We start from the raw sequence: 16,323 nt of genomic DNA on the forward strand, positions 1-16,323 counted from the left end.
GCCCGTCACCTCTCATCTTCACGACCGGGCGGCGAGTGCGCCTGCTGGGAAGGCAGAACGGACGACCGGGCCCGGTTCAGCGGGCCAGCTGGGCCAGGACCCCGCAGGCGCCCGCCGCGGCCCCGGCGCAGACCACGGCGGCGGCGACGCAGCGGGCCCGGAGCCTGCGGTAGCGCGCGGTGTACTCGCCGCGCAGTTGCAGGGCGCGGGCGGAGATCCGGGCCAGCACCACCCGGGACTCGGCGGTGCGCTCGGCGGTGTAGACGCGTTCCACGTCCTCGCGCTGGGCGGTGGTCAGCCAGGGCAGCTGGTCGGTGAAGCGCCGGGCGAGCCGGCGGGCCTGCTCGACCTCGGCGTTCCACAGCAGGTAGCCCTCCATCTGGGCCAGCCCCCGCGCGCTCTCGGCCTCCGGCCCGGACCCCGTCCGCTTCTTCTCGGCGCTCACGCCTGCTTGTCCCCGGGCGCCACCGTCATGGAGGTGTGGGGCTTGGTCGCGGCCTCCTCCAGCTCGCGCACGACCGGGTGGTGCAGGTCGAACGCCGGGGACTCGGAGCGGATGCGGGGCAGGGTGACGAAGTTGTGCCGGGGCGGCGGGCAGGAGGTCGCCCACTCGAGCGAGCGGCCGTAGCCCCACGGGTCGTCGACCCCGACCATCTTGCCGTACTTCGCGGTCTTCCAGACGTTGTACAGGAAGGGCAGCATCGACAGGCCGAGCAGGAACGAGGAGATCGACGAGATGGTGTTCAGGGCGGTGAAGCCGTCGGACGCGAGGTAGTCCGCGTACCGCCGCGGCATGCCCTCCGCGCCCAGCCAGTGCTGCACCAGGAACGTGCCGTGGAAGCCCACGAACAGCGTCCAGAAGGTGATCTTGCCGAGCCGCTCGTCCAGCATCTTGCCGGTGAACTTCGGCCACCAGAAGTGGAAGCCGGAGAACATCGCGAACACCACGGTGCCGAAGACGACGTAGTGGAAGTGCGCGACGACGAAGTACGTGTCGGAGACGTGGAAGTCCATCGGCGGCGAGGCCAGGAGCACCCCCGTCAGACCGCCGAAGAGGAACGTCACGAGGAAGCCGATCGCCCACAGCATCGGTGTCTCCAGGGACAGCGAGCCGTGCCACATGGTGCCGATCCAGTTGAAGAACTTCACCCCGGTGGGCACCGCGATCAGGAACGACATGAAGGAGAAGAACGGCAGCAGGACGCCGCCGGTGACGAACATGTGGTGCGCCCACACCGTGATCGAGAGGCCGGCGATGGAGATGGTCGCCCCGATCAGCCCGATGTAGCCGAAGATCGGTTTGCGGCTGAACGCCGGGATGACCTCGGAGACGATGCCGAAGAACGGCAGGGCGATGATGTACACCTCCGGATGGCCGAAGAACCAGAAGAGGTGCTGCCACAGCAGCGCGCCGCCGTTGGACGCGTCGAAGATGTGCGCGCCGAACTTGCGGTCCGCCTCCAGGGCCAGGAGCGCCGCGGCGAGCACCGGGAAGGCCATCAGCACCAGCACACCGGTCAGCAGGACGTTCCAGGTGAAGATCGGCATGCGGAACATCGTCATTCCGGGCGCGCGCATGCAGATGATCGTGGTGATGAAGTTGACCGAGCCGAGGATCGTGCCGAAGCCGGAGAGGGCCAGGCCCATGATCCACAGGTCCCCGCCGACGCCGGGCGAGCGGACGATGTCGGTCAGCGGCGTGTAGGCGAACCAGCCGAAGTCGGCGGCGCCGTTCGGGGTGAGGAACCCGGCGACCGCGATGAGCGAGCCGAGGAGGTACAGCCAGTACGCGAACATGTTCAGCCGCGGGAACGCCACGTCGGGCGCGCCGATCTGCAGCGGCATGATCCAGTTCGCGAACCCGGCGAACAGCGGTGTCGCGAACATCAGCAGCATGATCGTGCCGTGCATCGTGAACGCCTGGTTGAACTGCTCGTTCGAGACGATCTGCGTGCCGGGCCTGGCGAGTTCGGCGCGCATGACCAGGGCGAGCAGCCCGCCGCCGAGGAAGAAGCCGAACGAGGTGAGCAGATAGAGGCTGCCGATCGTCTTGTGATCGGTGGAGGTCAGCCATTTGATGACGACGTTGCCGGGCTCTCTGCCGTGTACCGGCAGCTCGTTGGAGTACGCCTCCTCGTCCTCGGCCGTTCCTGGTGTGCCCGTCGTCGTCACGGGGCCGCTCCTTCGCTCGTGCGTCCGTGTTTCCGGATGCAGCAAACCAGCGAAGCGGGCCCGTCGGCCGTCCCGGCACCCGCCGGGACTCCACATTTCACCCGTCAGGGGGGTTACGGACGCGGGGACGCCCCGGCGCGGCGGGAGCCGGCCGGGGCGTCGGGGTGCGCGCCGGGGTCAGGCGAGGCTGGCGATCGCCTGGTTGAACGTCGCGGAGGGGCGCATGACGGCCGCGGCCTTGGCCGGGTCGGGCTGGTAGTAGCCGCCGATGTCGGCCGGCTTGCCCTGGACGGCGATCAGCTCGTCGACGATCGTGCTCTCCTGCTCGGCCAGGGTCTTGGCGAGCGGGGCGAACGCCTCGGCCAGCTCGGCGTCGGCGGACTGGCCCGCCAGCTCCTGGGCCCAGTACAGCGACAGGTAGAAGTGGCTGCCGCGGTTGTCGATCCCGCCGAGGCGGCGGGAGGGCGACTTGTCCTCGTTGAGGAACGTGGCCGTGGCCCGGTCCAGCGTCTCGGCGAGGACCTGGGCGCGGGCGTTGCCCGTGCTCTGCGCCAGGTGCTCGAAGCTGGCGGCGAGGGCGAAGAACTCGCCCAGGCTGTCCCAGCGCAGGTAGTCCTCCTTGACCAGCTGCTGGACGTGCTTGGGCGCGGAGCCGCCGGCGCCCGTCTCGAAGAGGCCGCCGCCGTTCATCAGCGGGACGATCGAGAGCATCTTGGCGCTGGTGCCCAGCTCCAGGATCGGGAACAGGTCCGTGAGGTAGTCGCGGAGCACGTTGCCGGTCACCGAGATGGTGTCCTCGCCGCGGCGGATGCGCTCCAGCGAGAAGGCGGTGGCCTTCACCGGGGACATGATCTCGATCTGGAGACCGTCGGTGTCGTGGTCGGCGAGGTACGTGCGGACCTTGGCGATGAGCTGCGCGTCGTGGGCGCGGTCCTCGTCCAGCCAGAAGACGGCCGGGGCGCCGGTGGCGCGGGCGCGGGTGACGGCGAGCTTGACCCAGTCCTGGATCGGGAGGTCCTTGGCCTGGCACATGCGGAAGATGTCGCCGGCGCCGACGGTCTGCTCCAGCACGGCGTTGCCGTCGGCGTCGACGACGCGGACGGTGCCCGTGGTGGGGATCTCGAACGTCTTGTCGTGGCTGCCGTACTCCTCGGCCTTCTGCGCCATGAGGCCGACGTTGGGCACCGAGCCCATGGTGGCCGGGTCGAAGGCGCCGTTGGCGCGGCAGTCGTCGATGACGACCTGGTAGACACCGGCGTAGCTGCTGTCCGGGAGGACGGCGATGGTGTCGGCCTCCTGGCCGTCCGGGCCCCACATGTGGCCGGAGGTGCGGATCATGGCCGGCATGGAGGCGTCCACGATGACGTCGCTCGGGACGTGCAGGTTGGTGATGCCCTTGTCGGAGTCGACCATGGCGAGGGCGGGGCCCTCGGCCAGCTCGGCGTCGAAGGACTCCTTGATCTTCGCGCCCTCGGGCAGGGACTCCAGGCCCTTGAGGATGCCGCCCAGACCGTCGTTCGGGGTCAGGCCGGCGGCGGCGAGCACGTCACCGTACTCGGCGAAGGTCTTGGGGAAGAAGGCGCGCACGACGTGGCCGAAGATGATCGGGTCGGAGACCTTCATCATCGTGGCCTTGAGGTGCACGGAGAAGAGCACGCCCTCGGCCTTGGCGCGGGCGATCTGGGCGGTGATGAACTCGCGCAGGGCGGCGACGCGCATGACGGAGGCGTCGACGACCTCGCCCGCGAGGACCGGTACGGACTCGCGCAGCACGGTGGTGGTGCCGTCGTCGCCGACGAGCTCGATGCGCAGGTTGCCGGGCTCGGCGATGACCGCGGACTTCTCGGTGGACCGGAAGTCGTCGACGCCCATGGTGGCGACGTTGGTCTTGGAGTCGGCGGACCAGGCGCCCATGCGGTGCGGGTGGGTCTTGGCGTAGTTCTTGACCGACGCGGGGGCGCGGCGGTCGGAGTTGCCCTCGCGCAGGACCGGGTTGACGGCGCTGCCCTTGACCTTGTCGTAACGGGCGCGGACGTCCTTGTCCTCGTCGGTCTTCGGGTCGTCCGGGTAGTCCGGCAGGTCGTAGCCCTGGGCCTGGAGCTCGGCGATGGCGGCCTTGAGCTGCGGGATCGAGGCCGAGATGTTGGGCAGCTTGATGATGTTGGCGCCCGGCGTGGTGGCCAGCTCACCCAGCTCGGCGAGCGCGTCGTCGATGCGCTGGTCCTCCCGGAGGCGGTCCGGGAAGCCCGCGATGATCCGGCCCGCGAGCGAGATGTCCCGGCTCTCGACGTTGATCCCGGCCTTGGAGGCGTACGCCTGGATCACGGGCAGGAACGAATAGGTCGCCAGGGCCGGGGCCTCGTCGGTGTGTGTATAGATGATGGTCGAGTCAGTCACCCTGTGCTCCGCTCCACGTCTGCAACATTGCTTGACATCAAGATATCTCGTGAGGGGCGGCGACTCGACAGGACCCTGCCCACACCGGCCGGAAGCCGCCCAGGACCCCGGCCGTGATCCGCCGGACCGGCCCTAGGGACGTCCGCCGGGCGGGATCTGTTCGCGGGAGGGCGGCGGTCCGGGCGGGGTGCCGTCGCCGAAGGGGCGTCCGCCGAGCTGTTCGCGGTGATGCGGGGTGAGCCAGCCGGACAGGTCGGGGCCCGCCGGCACGATGCCGGTGGGGTTGATGCCGGTGTGCACGCGGTAGTAGTGCTGCTTGATGTGGTGGAAGTCCACCGTGTCCCCGAACCCGGGTGTCTGGTACAGGTCCCTGACGTACGCCCACAGCACCGGGTCCTCGGAGAGTTTGCGGCGGTTGCACTTGAAGTGGCCGTGGTAGACGGCGTCGAAGCGCACCAGGGTGGTGAAGAACCGGATGTCGGCCTCGGTGATCGTGTCGCCGACGAGGTAGCGCCGGTCCGCCAGCCGCCGCGAGGTCTCCTCCAGGCGGCGGAACAGCGCCTCGTACGCCTCCTCGTAGGTCTCCTGGGTGTCCGCGAACCCGGCCCGGTACACCCCGTTGTTCACGTCCCGGTAGATCCCCTCCATGACCTCGTCGATCTCCGCCCGCAGCGGCTCGGGGTAGAGGTCGGGGGCGCCGGGGCGGTGCAGGGCGGTCCACTCGGTGGCGAGGTCCAGGGTGATCTGCTGGTAGTCGTTGGTGACGAGCCTGCCGGTGGGCACGTCGACGATCGCCGGGACGCTGACCCCGCCCGGATAGCCGCGCTCCCGCGCGTCGTACGCCTCGCTGAGGTAGCGGATGCCGAGGACCGGGTCGCGGCCGTCCGGGTCCAGCGTGAAGCGCCAGCTGCGGTCGTCCTGGAGCGGGTCGGCGACGGCGAGCGAGAGGGCGTCCTCCAGGCCGAGGAGCCGGCGGGAGACCAGGGCACGGCTGGCCCAGGGGCAGGCGCGGCTGACGACGAGCCGGTAGCGGCCCGCCTCGACGGGCCAGCCGTCGCGGCCGTCGGCGGTGATGCGGTCCGCGAAGTGGCTGCGGGACCGTTTGAAGGGCTTGTGGCCGTACGAGCTGTTGCCGTCGGTTCCGGCGGAGTCGTTCATCGCGTTCTCCTTCACGAGGGGGCTGCGGAGGGTGCGGAGTGCTCGCTACGCCGTCTGCCCCGCCGGCCGCCGCCCACGTCGGCGAGTGCGACGAGCAGGGCGGCGACGACGAAGGCGACGGAGACGATGAGCCCGTGGTCGTACGCGTCGGACCAGCCGTCCCCGCCGACCTGGGCGAAGAACACCGCGCCCACGGCCGCGATGCCGATCGCCGAGCCGACGCGCTGGCCGGTCTGGAGGGTGCCGCCGGCGCTGCCCGCGGTGGCCACGGGCACCTCGGAGAGGGTGAGCGTCTGGTTGGGGGCGATGACCAGGCCGCTGCCGAGCCCCGCGAACAGCAGCGGGGCGGCCATCGCCCAGCCCACGCCCCGGCCGGGCACGAGGTGGACGGCGAGCGCGGTGGCCCCGAGGCCCACGGCCACGGCGACGAGGCCGATGACGACGAGGGGGCGGCCGAAGCGCCCGACGAGCCGGCCGCCGGGGCTCGCGGCGACGGCGGAGCCCACGGCGAACGGGGTGATGGCGAGGCCGGCCTGGAGCGCGGTGTAGTGCAGGCCGCTCTGGAGGTAGAGCGTGGTGATGAAGAAGATCGAGGTGAATCCGGCGAAGTAGAGCAGGATGAGCAGGCAGCCCAGCCAGTAGGAGCGGACCCGGAAGAGGCTGAGGTCGACGACCGGCTGGGTGCCCCGGCGCCCGCAGCGGGCCTCCCACCCGGCGAAGGCGGTGAGCAGCGCCGCCGCCAGGATCACCAGCAGCCACTTGCCGGGGCCCGGCCACTGCCGGGACTGGACGAAGGGCAGCAGCAGGGCCAGGACCCCGGCGCCCAGCAGCAGCACGCCGAGCGGGTCGAGGTTGCGGAGCCGGACCGCTCCGGCGTGCGGGGTGTCGGGCAGCAGCCGGCGGGCGAGCAGCAGGCAGATACCGCCGAGCGGCAGGTTGACGTAGAACACCCACCGCCAGCCCTCGTCGGCCCCGGCGGCCTGGATCAGCAGGCCGCCCAGGAGCGGGCCGACCGCCGTGGAGATGCCGACGACCGTGCCGAACATGCCGAAGGCACGGCCGCGTTCACGGCCCCGGAACATCTGCTGGATGAGGGCGGAGATCTGCGGCGAGACCATGCCGCCGGCCATGCCCTGGACCAGTCGGGCGACGACCAGCCAGAGACTGGACTGGGCGGCGCCGCAGGCGGCGGACGCGAGGGTGAACAGGGCGAGCCCCGCCATGAAGACGGCCCGCCGGCCCCGCGCGTCGCCGAGCCGTCCGGCCGGGATCAGGAACAGGCCGAAGGCCAGCGCGTACCCGGACAGGACCCATTGCAGGTCGGACTCCGGGGTGTGCAGCCCCTCCTTGATGGAGGGCAGTGCGACGTTCACGATCGAGACGTCGAGCAGGGTCATGAACCCCGCGACCAGGCAGACGGCGAGCGCCCGCCACCGTCGCGGGTCGGGCGTGCCGTCGCCCGGGTTCCCGCCCCGCTCCGCGGAGCGCCGGTCCGGCGCGCTGTCTGCCATGGTTGGCACCCTAGGACGCGCACCGTGATTCCTCATCCCGGCTGGTCCACCCGGCCGGGCGGGGCGGGGCGCGGACGGGGCCGGTTAGGGTACGGCGCATGCAGTCCTACACGATCGGGCAGGCGGCCCGTCTGCTGGGCGTCAGCCCGGACACCGCCCGGCGCTGGGCCGACGCGGGGCGGGTGGCGACCCATCGCGACGAGGGCGGCCGCCGCCTCATCGACGGCCGCGACCTGGCGGCGTTCTCCGTCGAGGTGGCGCAGCACGGCGCGGGCGACGAGGAGGTGTCGTACACCTCGGCGCGCAACGCGTTCGCGGGGATCGTGACCGCGGTGAAGCTCGGCGACGTGGCGGCGCAGGTGGAGATCCAGGCGGGGCCGCACCGGCTGGTGTCGCTGCTGACGCGGGAGGCCGTCGAGGAGCTGGGCCTGGAGGTGGGGGTGCAGGCCACCGCCCGGGTGAAGTCGACGAGCGTGCACATCGACCGGGCCTGACCGGGCGGGCGTCTGCGGCGGCGCGCCGCTCAGGCGCGTCGGTCAGGCGGCGCCCTTCTTCGCGGCGGCGAGGATCTTGACGACGGTGTGGAAGAAGCGGGTCGTCGCGTCGCGGCCGAGGAGGTTCTCCTGGAAGCCCTTGGCGCCGGGGGCCTTGCCGTTGATCAGGTGCCAGACGACGAACGCCTCGTACGCGGTGGTGCCGATGATCTCCATGTCCTTCTTCGGGGAGAGCAGCGGCAGCTCCAGGCCGGGGTCGACGGGCTCGGTGGTGAACACGACGCAGCGGCGGATGTCGTCGCCGGCCTGCACGTCGCGGAACGGGTCGAGCGCGATCAGCGCCTCCAGTTCCGGCACCGTGCGCAGGCAGACCGCGACGTCGTAGCCGAGGGCCCGGGCGAGGTGGTCGCCGATGCGGGCGGCGAGCGCGGCCCGGTCGGTCTCGTCGGACTCGAAGAAGACGTTGCCGCTCTGGATGTAGCTGCGCACCGAGGTGAGGCCCAGTTCGGTGAAGAGCGCGCGCAGCCGCTCCATCTTCACGGAGCGGCCCGGCACGTTCACTCCGCGCAGGAGCGCGATGTACAGCAAGCGATCACCCGTTCGCCTGGGAGGGTCGTACGGGCGGGCGCCGCGCACACTTGAGGGTATGACGGCCACCGGGAGGACGCGCCGCAGTGCCGGTCTGCTCCTGTTCCGTACGGGTACGGGGCGCGGGCTCGAGGTGCTGATCGGCCATATGGGCGGCCCGTTCTGGGCGCGCCGCGAGGAGGCGGCGTGGTCGGTGCCCAAGGGCGAGTACACGCCGGACGAGGAGCCCCGGGCTGCGGCGCGGCGGGAGTTCGGGGAGGAGTTCGGCCGGCCGCCGCCGGAGGGTGCGTGGGTGGCGCTGGGCGAGGCGCGGCAGGCCGGCGGGAAGACGGTGACCGTGTGGGCGTTGGAGGGCGACGTCGATCCGGCGGGCGCGGTGCCGGGCACCTTCACGATGGAGTGGCCGCGCGGGTCCGGAAGGCTGCGGGAGTTCCCGGAGCTGGACCGGTTCGCTTGGTGCACGCCCGAGGAGGCGGCCCGGCTGCTGGTGAAGGGCCAGCGGCTGTTCGTGGACCGGCTGCGCGAGCATCTGGCGGGCGCGGGCGACGGCGGCTGACGGCGGCGGCGCGGGCCGCCGCCGCGCGCGACGGCCCGCGTCCGGTGCCCGTCAGCTCTGCGGGAGGATGACGGCCCGTCCGTTGACCTTGCCGGCGTGCAGCCGCTCGTAGGCGAGCGGCGCCTCCTCCAGCGGGTACGTCTCGACGTGGACGTCCACCGCGCCGTCGTGGGCGAGGGCGAGCACCTCGGCCAGTTCGGAGCGGGAGCCCCAGTAGGGGGCGGTGACCGTGGTGTTGAACGGCAGGACGCCGAAGCCGACGGGGAGGGTGCCGCCGCCGATGCCGACGATGGTGACGTCCGAGTCGATGGCGGCGGCGGCTCCGGCGGTGGCGACGGTCGGGGGCGCGCCGACGAAGTCCAGGACGACCTCGGCGCCGACGCCGCCGGTCAGCTCCCGGATGCGCGCCGCCGCGTGCTCGTCGGACAGGACGGTCTCGTGGGCGCCGACCGTGCGGGCGAGGGCGAGCTTGTCCTCGGTGACGTCGAGCGCGATGACCCGTGCGGACGTCAGGGCGCGCAGCAGCTGGATGGCGACGTGTCCCAGTCCTCCGGTGCCGATGACGACGGCGGTCGCGCCGGGGACCAGCTTCGGCAGCGAGCGCTTGATGGCGTGGTAGGGGGTGAGGCCCGCGTCGGTGAGCGGCACGGTGCGCGCCGGGTCCAGGTCGCCGATGGGCACCAGGTGGCGCGGGTCGTCCACGATCATGTACTCGGCCATGGCGCCGGGCGAGCCGAGGCCGGGCGGGTTGATGCCCAGTTCCGCCGCGCGCAGGCAGTAGTTCTCCTTGCCCTCGGCGCACTTGACGCAGGTGCCGCAGCCCCAGGGGCCGTAGACGGCGACGGACTGGCCGGTCTCCAGGCCGTCGACGCCGTCGCCGAGGGCGGCTATGGTGCCGACGCCCTCGTGTCCGAGGGTGAGCGGCAGCGGGTACGGGAACTGCTCGGCGGGCCAGCTCATCACGGCGATGTCGGAGTGGCAGACGCCGGCCGCGGTGACCTTGAGCAACACCTGTCCGGGGCCCGGTTCCGGGTCCGGGACGGTGACGACCTCGGGTGCGGCGCCGATCTCCCGGTACTGAACTGCCTTCATGGGGTCCTCCTCGACCTCGGTGCTTGCGTGCTGGCCCCCGAATCCCCCGGTGTCCCCCGATGTCCCCCGGTCCCCCCGTGTCCTGTGCCGGTCAGGAGGCGGAGTAGCCGCCGTCCACCAGGTGGTAGCTGCCGTGGACGAACGAGGCGCGGTCGGAGAGCAGGAACGCGGTCAGCTCCGCCACCTCCTCCGCCGTGCCGAGGCGGCCCGCCGGGTGCAGTGAGATCAGGTGCTCGCGCGCCGGGGCCTCCGTGTCGCGCAGCAGCGGGGTGTCGATGAAGCCGGGGCCCACCGCGTTGATCCGCACGTTCCGGGCGGCGTACTCCAGGGCGGCGGTCTTGGTGAGGCCGACGACGCCGTGCTTGGCGGCGGCGTAGGCCGGCGAACCGGCGAAGCCGTTGGTGCCCAGGATCGACGACATGTTGACGATCGCACCGCCACCCGCGGCGACGATGGCGGGCAGTTCGTGGCGCATCGAGTAGAAGACGCCGCTGAGGTTGGTGGCGACGACCCGGTCCCAGTCCTGGACGGGGTATTCGCCGGTGGGGTGGCTGGGGCCGCCGATGCCCGCGTTGTTCACGGCGAGGTGCAGCGCGCCGAAGGTGTCGACGGCGAACCGCACGCCGGCCTCGACGGAGGCGGGGTCGGTGACGTCCAGGGCGACGGCGGCGGCCCGGCCGCCGGCGTTCTCCAGCGCGGCGGCGGCCTCGCGGGCGCCCGCCTCGTCGTAGTCGGCGACGACGACCGAGGCGCCCGCGCCGGCGAGCCGGCGGGCGACGGCCAGGCCGATGCCGGAGGCGCCTCCGGTGACGAGGGCGGTGCGGCCGGCGAATTCCTGGTCGGTGGGGGTGGTGGTGCTCATGGGGTGCCGTTTCCTTCCGTGGTGCTGGTGGTGCTGGTGGTGCTGTGCGGCGCCGGGGCTCGGGTGACCAGCTCTCCGGCCAGGGCGTCGAAGGCGCGCTCGACGAGCCGGGGCAGCTCGTCGGGGCGGTCGCCGCGGACCCAGGCGGCCTGGGCGGCGAGCAGGGCGCCGGCTCCGGCGGCGACCGTGACGGCGGGCCGCAGGTCGCTGAGCGGGTCGGTGCCCAGCCGGTCCGCGACGATGGCGACCGACTCCGCCTGGGCGTCCACCCGGATGTGGTGGAACGCCGCGTACAGGGTCGGCTCGCGTTCGGCGAGGACCAGCAGCTCGTAGATCCGCGGGCGTCGGTGCCAGGCCGGTGCGTCGGGGTCGGCGAGCCAGTCCAGGACCGCCCGGCGGTACGCGGTGAGCGGGGGCTCATCGGCCGGGCGGGCGCGCAGCGCCGCGTTGATCCGGTCGCCGTCGCCCCGGACCGAGTTCAGGACGGCGTCCTCCTTGCTCGCGAAGTACCGGCTGAAGGTGCGGCGGTCGAGGTCGGCGCGTGCGGCGATCTCCTCGACCGTGACCTCCCGGAGTCCGCGGTCGAGGACGAGCTCGAACGCGGCCCGGGCCAGTGCGTCCCGGGTCCGGCGGGCCTTGCGGCTCCGTCGTTCCGGAATCTTCTGTTCCGCTTGCATGACTTTCACCGTACACGCGAAAATGTCCCGGCGCGACATAAGTCTCGCCGGGACATGCAAGGTCCGGTGCGGGTGGGCCGCCGCCCGTGGCTACGGCGCGCTGAACACCTCGGCGGCGCGCATCGCCTCGTGCCCGTCGGACGGTGCGGGGATCTGCGCGGCGGCCGGAGCGGGGGTGCGGCGCAGGGCCAGTACGGCGACGTCGTCGCGCCGGACCCCGCGGGAGAACTTCTCCAGGTCCCGTTCGAGCGCGTCGAGCAGTTCACCGGGCTCCCGGCGCGCCCAGCGGCTCAGCCGGGCGTCCAGCGGGTAGAAGTTCCCGTCGGCGTCGCGGGCCTCGGTGACGCCGTCGGTGAACATCAGGAGCGTGGCGCCGGGCGGGAAGTCGAGCCGTTCGGCGCTGCGGCCCGAGCTGCTGAGTTCCGCCATCCCCAACGGTACCGAGGTCCGGCGCATCGGCACCGGGACGGCCACCCCGTCGTGCAGCAGCCGGGGCGGCAGGTGGCCGCAGTTCACGGCCTCCACCCGGCCGTCGCCGTCGAAGCCGAGGACGAGGGCGGTGACGAAGCGCTCCACGTCGCCGGTCGCGGCGGAGAAGGCGTTCTGCCGGGCGACGGCGTCCTCCAGGCGGTCCACGAGGCCGGTGAGGGAGGGTTCGCGGATGGCCGCCTCGCGGAACGCGCCGAGGACGGCGAAGCCGACGCCGATGGCGGGCAGGCCCTTGCCCTGGACGTCGCCGATGATCACGCGGGTGCCGTAGGGCGACTGGACGACCTCGTAGATGTCCCCGCCGACCAGGTGGTCCTCCTCGATCGGCGTGTAGGTGCCGTGGGCGGTGACCTGGTCGGTGGGGATGGGCAGCGGGCGCAGGATCTGGCGCTGGAGCGCGACGGCGGCCGAGCGCAGCCGGGCGATCTCCGTGGCGCGCCGGATGCGCAGCCAGCAGGCGCCGACGCTGAGGAGGCAGGCGAACAGCGTGAAGACGATGCTGCTGACGATGTCCCAGGTGGTGCCGCCGGTCACCGCCCGGGTGACGACGGCCGCCCCGGTGACCCAGGCGCCGGCGGCCGCGGTCTGGCCGACCGTCCCGAAGACCGAGACGAGGGCGGGGGCGACGACGAGCAGCGGCACGAGACGCAGGTCCTCGCCGGCGAGGACGTCGAGAGCGACGATCACGGCGGTGAGCAGGGCCAGTCCGCCGGACAGTGCCCTGTTGCCGATACGGGGGGCGCGTGCGGCGGCCTCCCCGGTCTCGGTGCCGGGGAGCGCCGCACGCGGCGCGGGCCGGCTCAGGAGTCCGAAGGTCACGGTCCTCTCCTTCCGGGATCGGCCGGCCGGATGCCGGCGCTCACCTCCATTCGACCCGGAAACGGACCGGAACACACGAGTCCTACGGCCTCGGAGGCCCGGCCGAAGGTCCCGTCATGCGGCGGGGCGGCCGGTGCGGTCCGGGACGACGGCGCCGAGGAAGGCGGTGCGGCGGCGCAGCGCGAACCCGAGCGACTCGTAGAGCCGGACGGCGCCGGTGTTGTCGGCGGCCGCGTGCAGGAAGGGGGTGTCGCCGCGCTGCCGGATCTCGTGGGCGACGGCCCGCACGAGCGCGCCGCCGATGCCCCGGCCGCGTACCGACTCGTCGGTGCAGACGGCGCTGATCTCGCTCCAGCCCGGCGGGCGCATGCGCTCACCGGCCATGGCGACGAGCACGCCGTCGCGGCGCACCCCGAGGTACGTGCCGAGTTCGACGGTCCGGGGCTCGAAGGGGCCGGGCCGGGTGCGGGCGACCAGGTCGAGCATCTCGGGCACGTCGGCGGGGCCCAGCCGGACGGCGTCCGGGAACGGCTCGGCCGCCACGCCCGCGTCCACGAGCTGGACGCCCTCGACGTGGAAGGCGATCTCCCAGTCCGGCGGCGGGAGCTCCCGGAACGCGGTGACGCAGACCAGTCCGCCGGGCCCGGCGAGCGCCGCCGCGTCGGCCCAGTCGGCCGGTCCGGGGTGGGCGGGCAGGGCGGCCCAGGGGGTGACCTCGGGCGGGTAGCGCAGGACGCGGCCGCGGCGCTCGGCGAAGTGCGCGTGCGGTCCGCGCAGCGCGGTGCCCACCGGGTCGTCCAGCGGGTGGCCGGCCGCGGGGCCGGTGACCGGTCCGGCGGCCTCCTCCTCCGGGCCGCCGTCGCGGGTGATCACGTACGCCTCGGCCATGTGCTCCTTCTCCCCTGTTCCGTCCTCCGGCGCCCGGCTGCCCGGCGCCACTGGTGGGCAAGGACGGGCGGCGCGGGGCTATTCCCCGTACCGTCGATTTCGACTCAACTACAGCCGTATATGAGCCGGTCGCCCCTGCGGTGCGCCGTCCTGTGGCACGCTGGTCGCGGCCGTCCCACCGGGCTCCCCCGTACCGGTGGGGCGGTCTTCGACCGTACGCGGGCGGGTCAGCCGGCCTCGTGCCCGGGGGCCCGGCCCGCGTAGTAGGTGGCGATCATGTCCTCCTCGCCGTGCCCGTCCGCCTCCGCCCGTTCGAAGCGGGCGGCCGAGGCGGCGGCCAGGTCCAGCCGGACCCCGGCCCGGCCGGCCGCGTCGAGGATCAGCCGGGTGTCCTTCAGGGCCGTGGACAGCGCGAAGCTCGGGGTGAGGTCGCCGGCCAGGACGGCGGCGGACTTGGCCCGCAGATAGCCCGTGTCGAGCGGTCCGCCGGCCAGGACGTCCAGGAAGGCGCCGGGGTCCACGCCCAGCCCTTCGGCGAGGTTCAGGCACTCGGCGACGCCGCCCACCATGTTGATCACCCAGGCGTTGATCACGAGCTTCAGCCGGGACGCGTCCCCCGGCTCCTCACCGGCCCGGACCGTGCGCTGCCCGATGGCGTCCAGCACGGCCCCGGCGGCCTCGACGGCGGCGGCGGGTCCGGAGACCAGGACGGTGAGCGCGCCCTGTTCGGCGGGCTGCCGGGTACCGACGACGGGGGCGTCGAGGTGGACCAGTCCGAGGTCGGCGGCGCGCTGGGCCAGTTCGACGGCGCCGTCCGGGCCGACGGTGGACGTCTGGAGCAGCACCTGGCCGCGGTGCAGCCCCTCGGATGCGGCGGTGAGCGCGGCGGCGACGGCGGTCGCGTCGGTGAGCGCGGTAAGCACGACGTGTGCGCCGCGCACGGCCTCGGCGGCCGTGCCGGTGACGGTGGCACCGTCCTCGGCCAGCGGGGCGGCCTTGGCCCGGGTCCGGTTCCAGGCGCGGACCTCCAGACCGGCGCGGAGCAGGCTGCGGGCCATGGCCGCGCCCATGATCCCGGTGCCGAGCACGGCGACGACGGGCCGCTGCGGGGGTGCGGGGACTGCTGAGGTCATGGGGTTCCCTTCATCGGCCGCGCGCCGGCTGCGGCGCGCGGCGGCTTCGGCTCTCAGGGGTGCCGCAGCGCGCCCTCCAGCACGGCGGCGTGTACGGCGCGGGCGAGGCGCGCGCCCCAGCGGGAGCGCGGCCCGGCGAAGGGTTCGGCGGCGCCGTCCGGCCCGGGGGCGGGGGCGGCGACGCAGACGGCGTCGGTGGGGGTGCCCGAGCAGTCGAGACCGGCGTCGAGGAGGGCCTGCACCTTGGCCTCGGTCGCGGTGGCGACGGCGTTGACCAGGGCGGCGTCGGTCAGGGCCACGGGCAGGGTCACCACGATGTTGACGGTGCCGGGGCGCTGCGGTCCGGCGGCGCCCTCGTCGGGGGCGGCGGCCCAGCCCCGTACGCCGAGACCGCAGGTGACCGTCGCGTGCACGCCGCCGTCGTCGGCGGCGGTGTACGCGGTCACGTCGGCGGCGGTCATGAGTGCGGCGCCGGGGCCGGTGAGCCGGGCGGCGGCGGCGATCTCGGCGAGGTGGCGGTCCGGGTCCATGCGGGGGTAGCCGCCGGGGACCTGCGCGTTGAGCATCCAGGCGCGCGGGCCGATGCCGCCGCCCAGGACCGCGCTGCCGCACACCCGCCAGCCGGGGCCGAGCCGCCACACCAGATGGTGCAGTTCCCGGCCGTCCTCCCGGCGGGCGAGGAGTTCGCCCCGCTGCTCGGGGAGGCGGACGCGTACGGAACGGATGGGGCACCCCCGGTGGCGCGGCAGGACGTCGGTCGGCACGGACCCGCCGATCATATGCGCCGTCACCGGGGCCTACGGGAGCCGCCCCGCTCCCCGCGCCGGGCGCCCGCGAACGGGCCGTTCACTCGATTGGCGTAACGGGTGCGTAGGTCCCGGAACCGCGTGACACGGGGGCTGCGCGGGTGTGGGGCGCGTCCCGCGCCCCGGCCCGGGTGGCCGGGCGGTTGCAGCGGCCATCCGGGTGAGGCGCGATGGAATCCGGACGCGCCTTCTCTGCTGGACCCACCCACAGGACGCGCCCGAGCGAGGAGGAATCGGACATGGGAGCCGCTGACGGTTTCACGGATTCCGGAGAGCTCGACGGCCTGACGGTGTACGACACCGAGGGCGAGAAGATCGGCAACGTGGGCCGGGTGTATGTCGACGACAACACCGGCCGCCCGGACTGGATCACGGTGAAGACCGGCCTGTTCGGCATGAAGGAGAGTTTCGTGCCTCTCGCCGGAGCCCGTCGAGTGGGCTCCGACCTGCACATCTCTCACGGCAAGGACCAGGTCAAGGAAGCTCCCCGGGTGGACGCGGACGCGCATCTGTCCGTGTCCGAGGAGGAGGAGCTGTACCGGCACTACGGCCTGACCCGGAACACCAGGGGCAATCTCGGCGAGGGCTCGGCGACCGGCGGCCCGACCACCACGGGCACGGGCACCGGCACCGTGGGCGCGGCGGGCACCGGCGCGGCGGCCGGAGCGGGCGCCGGGGCCG

Annotated in this window: 16 protein-coding genes; 3 read left to right on the forward strand and 13 right to left on the reverse strand. The window is 73.2% G+C overall.

Features of this window, described 5'->3' with window-relative positions:
- Window positions 1-76: 76 nt before the first annotated feature.
- The 5 genes from MHW47_RS09775 to MHW47_RS09795 form a co-directional block, all read right to left on the reverse strand.
- On the reverse strand, window positions 77-445 hold the full coding sequence (locus tag MHW47_RS09775; protein WP_239222267.1) for a hypothetical protein: 369 nt from the start codon (window positions 443-445) through the stop codon (window positions 77-79).
- The gene (gene ctaD / locus MHW47_RS09780; RefSeq protein ID WP_239222268.1) at window positions 442-2,172 is read right to left on the reverse strand and encodes a cytochrome c oxidase subunit I; all 1,731 of its coding nucleotides are present in this window, start codon (window positions 2,170-2,172) and stop codon (window positions 442-444) included. The genes MHW47_RS09775 and ctaD overlap by 4 nt, the downstream gene beginning before the upstream one ends.
- Window positions 2,173-2,349: 177 nt before the next feature.
- Complete coding sequence (locus MHW47_RS09785; RefSeq protein ID WP_239222269.1) at window positions 2,350-4,569, reverse strand: NADP-dependent isocitrate dehydrogenase; 2,220 nt, start codon at window positions 4,567-4,569, stop codon at window positions 2,350-2,352.
- Between the two features lie 132 nt (window positions 4,570-4,701).
- Window positions 4,702-5,727: a glutathione S-transferase family protein gene (locus MHW47_RS09790; RefSeq protein WP_239222270.1), complete on the reverse strand. Its 1,026-nt coding sequence runs from the start codon at window positions 5,725-5,727 to the stop codon at window positions 4,702-4,704.
- A gap of 11 nt (window positions 5,728-5,738) precedes the next feature.
- Complete coding sequence (locus MHW47_RS09795) at window positions 5,739-7,238, reverse strand: MFS transporter (protein WP_239222271.1); 1,500 nt, start codon at window positions 7,236-7,238, stop codon at window positions 5,739-5,741.
- A 98-nt stretch (window positions 7,239-7,336) separates the two neighbouring features.
- On the opposite strand from MHW47_RS09795, the gene MHW47_RS09800 reads away from it, so the two are divergent.
- Complete coding sequence (locus MHW47_RS09800) at window positions 7,337-7,732, forward strand: molybdopterin-binding protein (RefSeq protein WP_111334880.1); 396 nt, start codon at window positions 7,337-7,339, stop codon at window positions 7,730-7,732.
- A 42-nt stretch (window positions 7,733-7,774) separates the two neighbouring features.
- Here the strand turns inward: MHW47_RS09800 and MHW47_RS09805 are convergent, their stop codons facing one another.
- Window positions 7,775-8,320, reverse strand: a complete 546-nt coding sequence (locus MHW47_RS09805; RefSeq protein ID WP_239222272.1) for a DUF1697 domain-containing protein — start codon at window positions 8,318-8,320, stop codon at window positions 7,775-7,777.
- A gap of 58 nt (window positions 8,321-8,378) precedes the next feature.
- On the opposite strand from MHW47_RS09805, the gene MHW47_RS09810 reads away from it, so the two are divergent.
- Entirely contained in the window at window positions 8,379-8,876 is a 498-nt protein-coding gene (locus MHW47_RS09810; RefSeq protein WP_239222273.1) for an NUDIX domain-containing protein, read from the forward strand.
- 51 nt (window positions 8,877-8,927) lie between these two features.
- Here the strand turns inward: MHW47_RS09810 and MHW47_RS09815 are convergent, their stop codons facing one another.
- The 7 genes from MHW47_RS09815 to MHW47_RS09845 form a co-directional block, all read right to left on the reverse strand.
- On the reverse strand, window positions 8,928-9,968 hold the full coding sequence (locus MHW47_RS09815; protein WP_239222274.1) for an NAD(P)-dependent alcohol dehydrogenase: 1,041 nt from the start codon (window positions 9,966-9,968) through the stop codon (window positions 8,928-8,930).
- Window positions 9,969-10,059: 91 nt separating this feature from the next.
- On the reverse strand, window positions 10,060-10,830 hold the full coding sequence (locus MHW47_RS09820; RefSeq protein ID WP_239222275.1) for an SDR family NAD(P)-dependent oxidoreductase: 771 nt from the start codon (window positions 10,828-10,830) through the stop codon (window positions 10,060-10,062).
- Complete coding sequence (locus MHW47_RS09825; RefSeq protein WP_239222276.1) at window positions 10,827-11,507, reverse strand: TetR family transcriptional regulator; 681 nt, start codon at window positions 11,505-11,507, stop codon at window positions 10,827-10,829. Before MHW47_RS09825 ends, MHW47_RS09820 begins: the two co-directional genes overlap by 4 nt.
- 90 nt (window positions 11,508-11,597) lie before the next feature.
- Window positions 11,598-12,815 carry a PP2C family protein-serine/threonine phosphatase gene (locus MHW47_RS09830; protein ID WP_239222277.1) on the reverse strand — a complete coding sequence of 406 codons (1,218 nt, stop codon included), beginning with the start codon at window positions 12,813-12,815 and terminating at the stop codon, window positions 11,598-11,600.
- Window positions 12,816-12,929: 114 nt separating this feature from the next.
- On the reverse strand, window positions 12,930-13,703 hold the full coding sequence (locus MHW47_RS09835; RefSeq protein WP_239222278.1) for a GNAT family N-acetyltransferase: 774 nt from the start codon (window positions 13,701-13,703) through the stop codon (window positions 12,930-12,932).
- A gap of 227 nt (window positions 13,704-13,930) precedes the next feature.
- The gene (locus MHW47_RS09840) at window positions 13,931-14,836 is read right to left on the reverse strand and encodes an NAD(P)-dependent oxidoreductase (RefSeq protein ID WP_239222279.1); all 906 of its coding nucleotides are present in this window, start codon (window positions 14,834-14,836) and stop codon (window positions 13,931-13,933) included.
- A 53-nt stretch (window positions 14,837-14,889) separates the two neighbouring features.
- A complete protein-coding gene (locus tag MHW47_RS09845) occupies window positions 14,890-15,615 on the reverse strand; it encodes an adenosylcobinamide amidohydrolase (protein ID WP_239222282.1) in 726 nt (241 codons plus the stop codon).
- Between the two features lie 266 nt (window positions 15,616-15,881).
- Between MHW47_RS09845 and MHW47_RS09850 the strand changes: the two genes are divergently transcribed.
- A partial coding sequence (locus MHW47_RS09850) for a PRC-barrel domain-containing protein (protein ID WP_239222280.1) occupies window positions 15,882-16,323 on the forward strand: 442 nt, incomplete at its 3' end.

Source organism: Streptomyces sp. OfavH-34-F (assembly GCF_022347745.1).
In the GTDB taxonomy this organism is placed as follows: Bacteria; Actinomycetota; Actinomycetes; order Streptomycetales; family Streptomycetaceae; genus Streptomyces.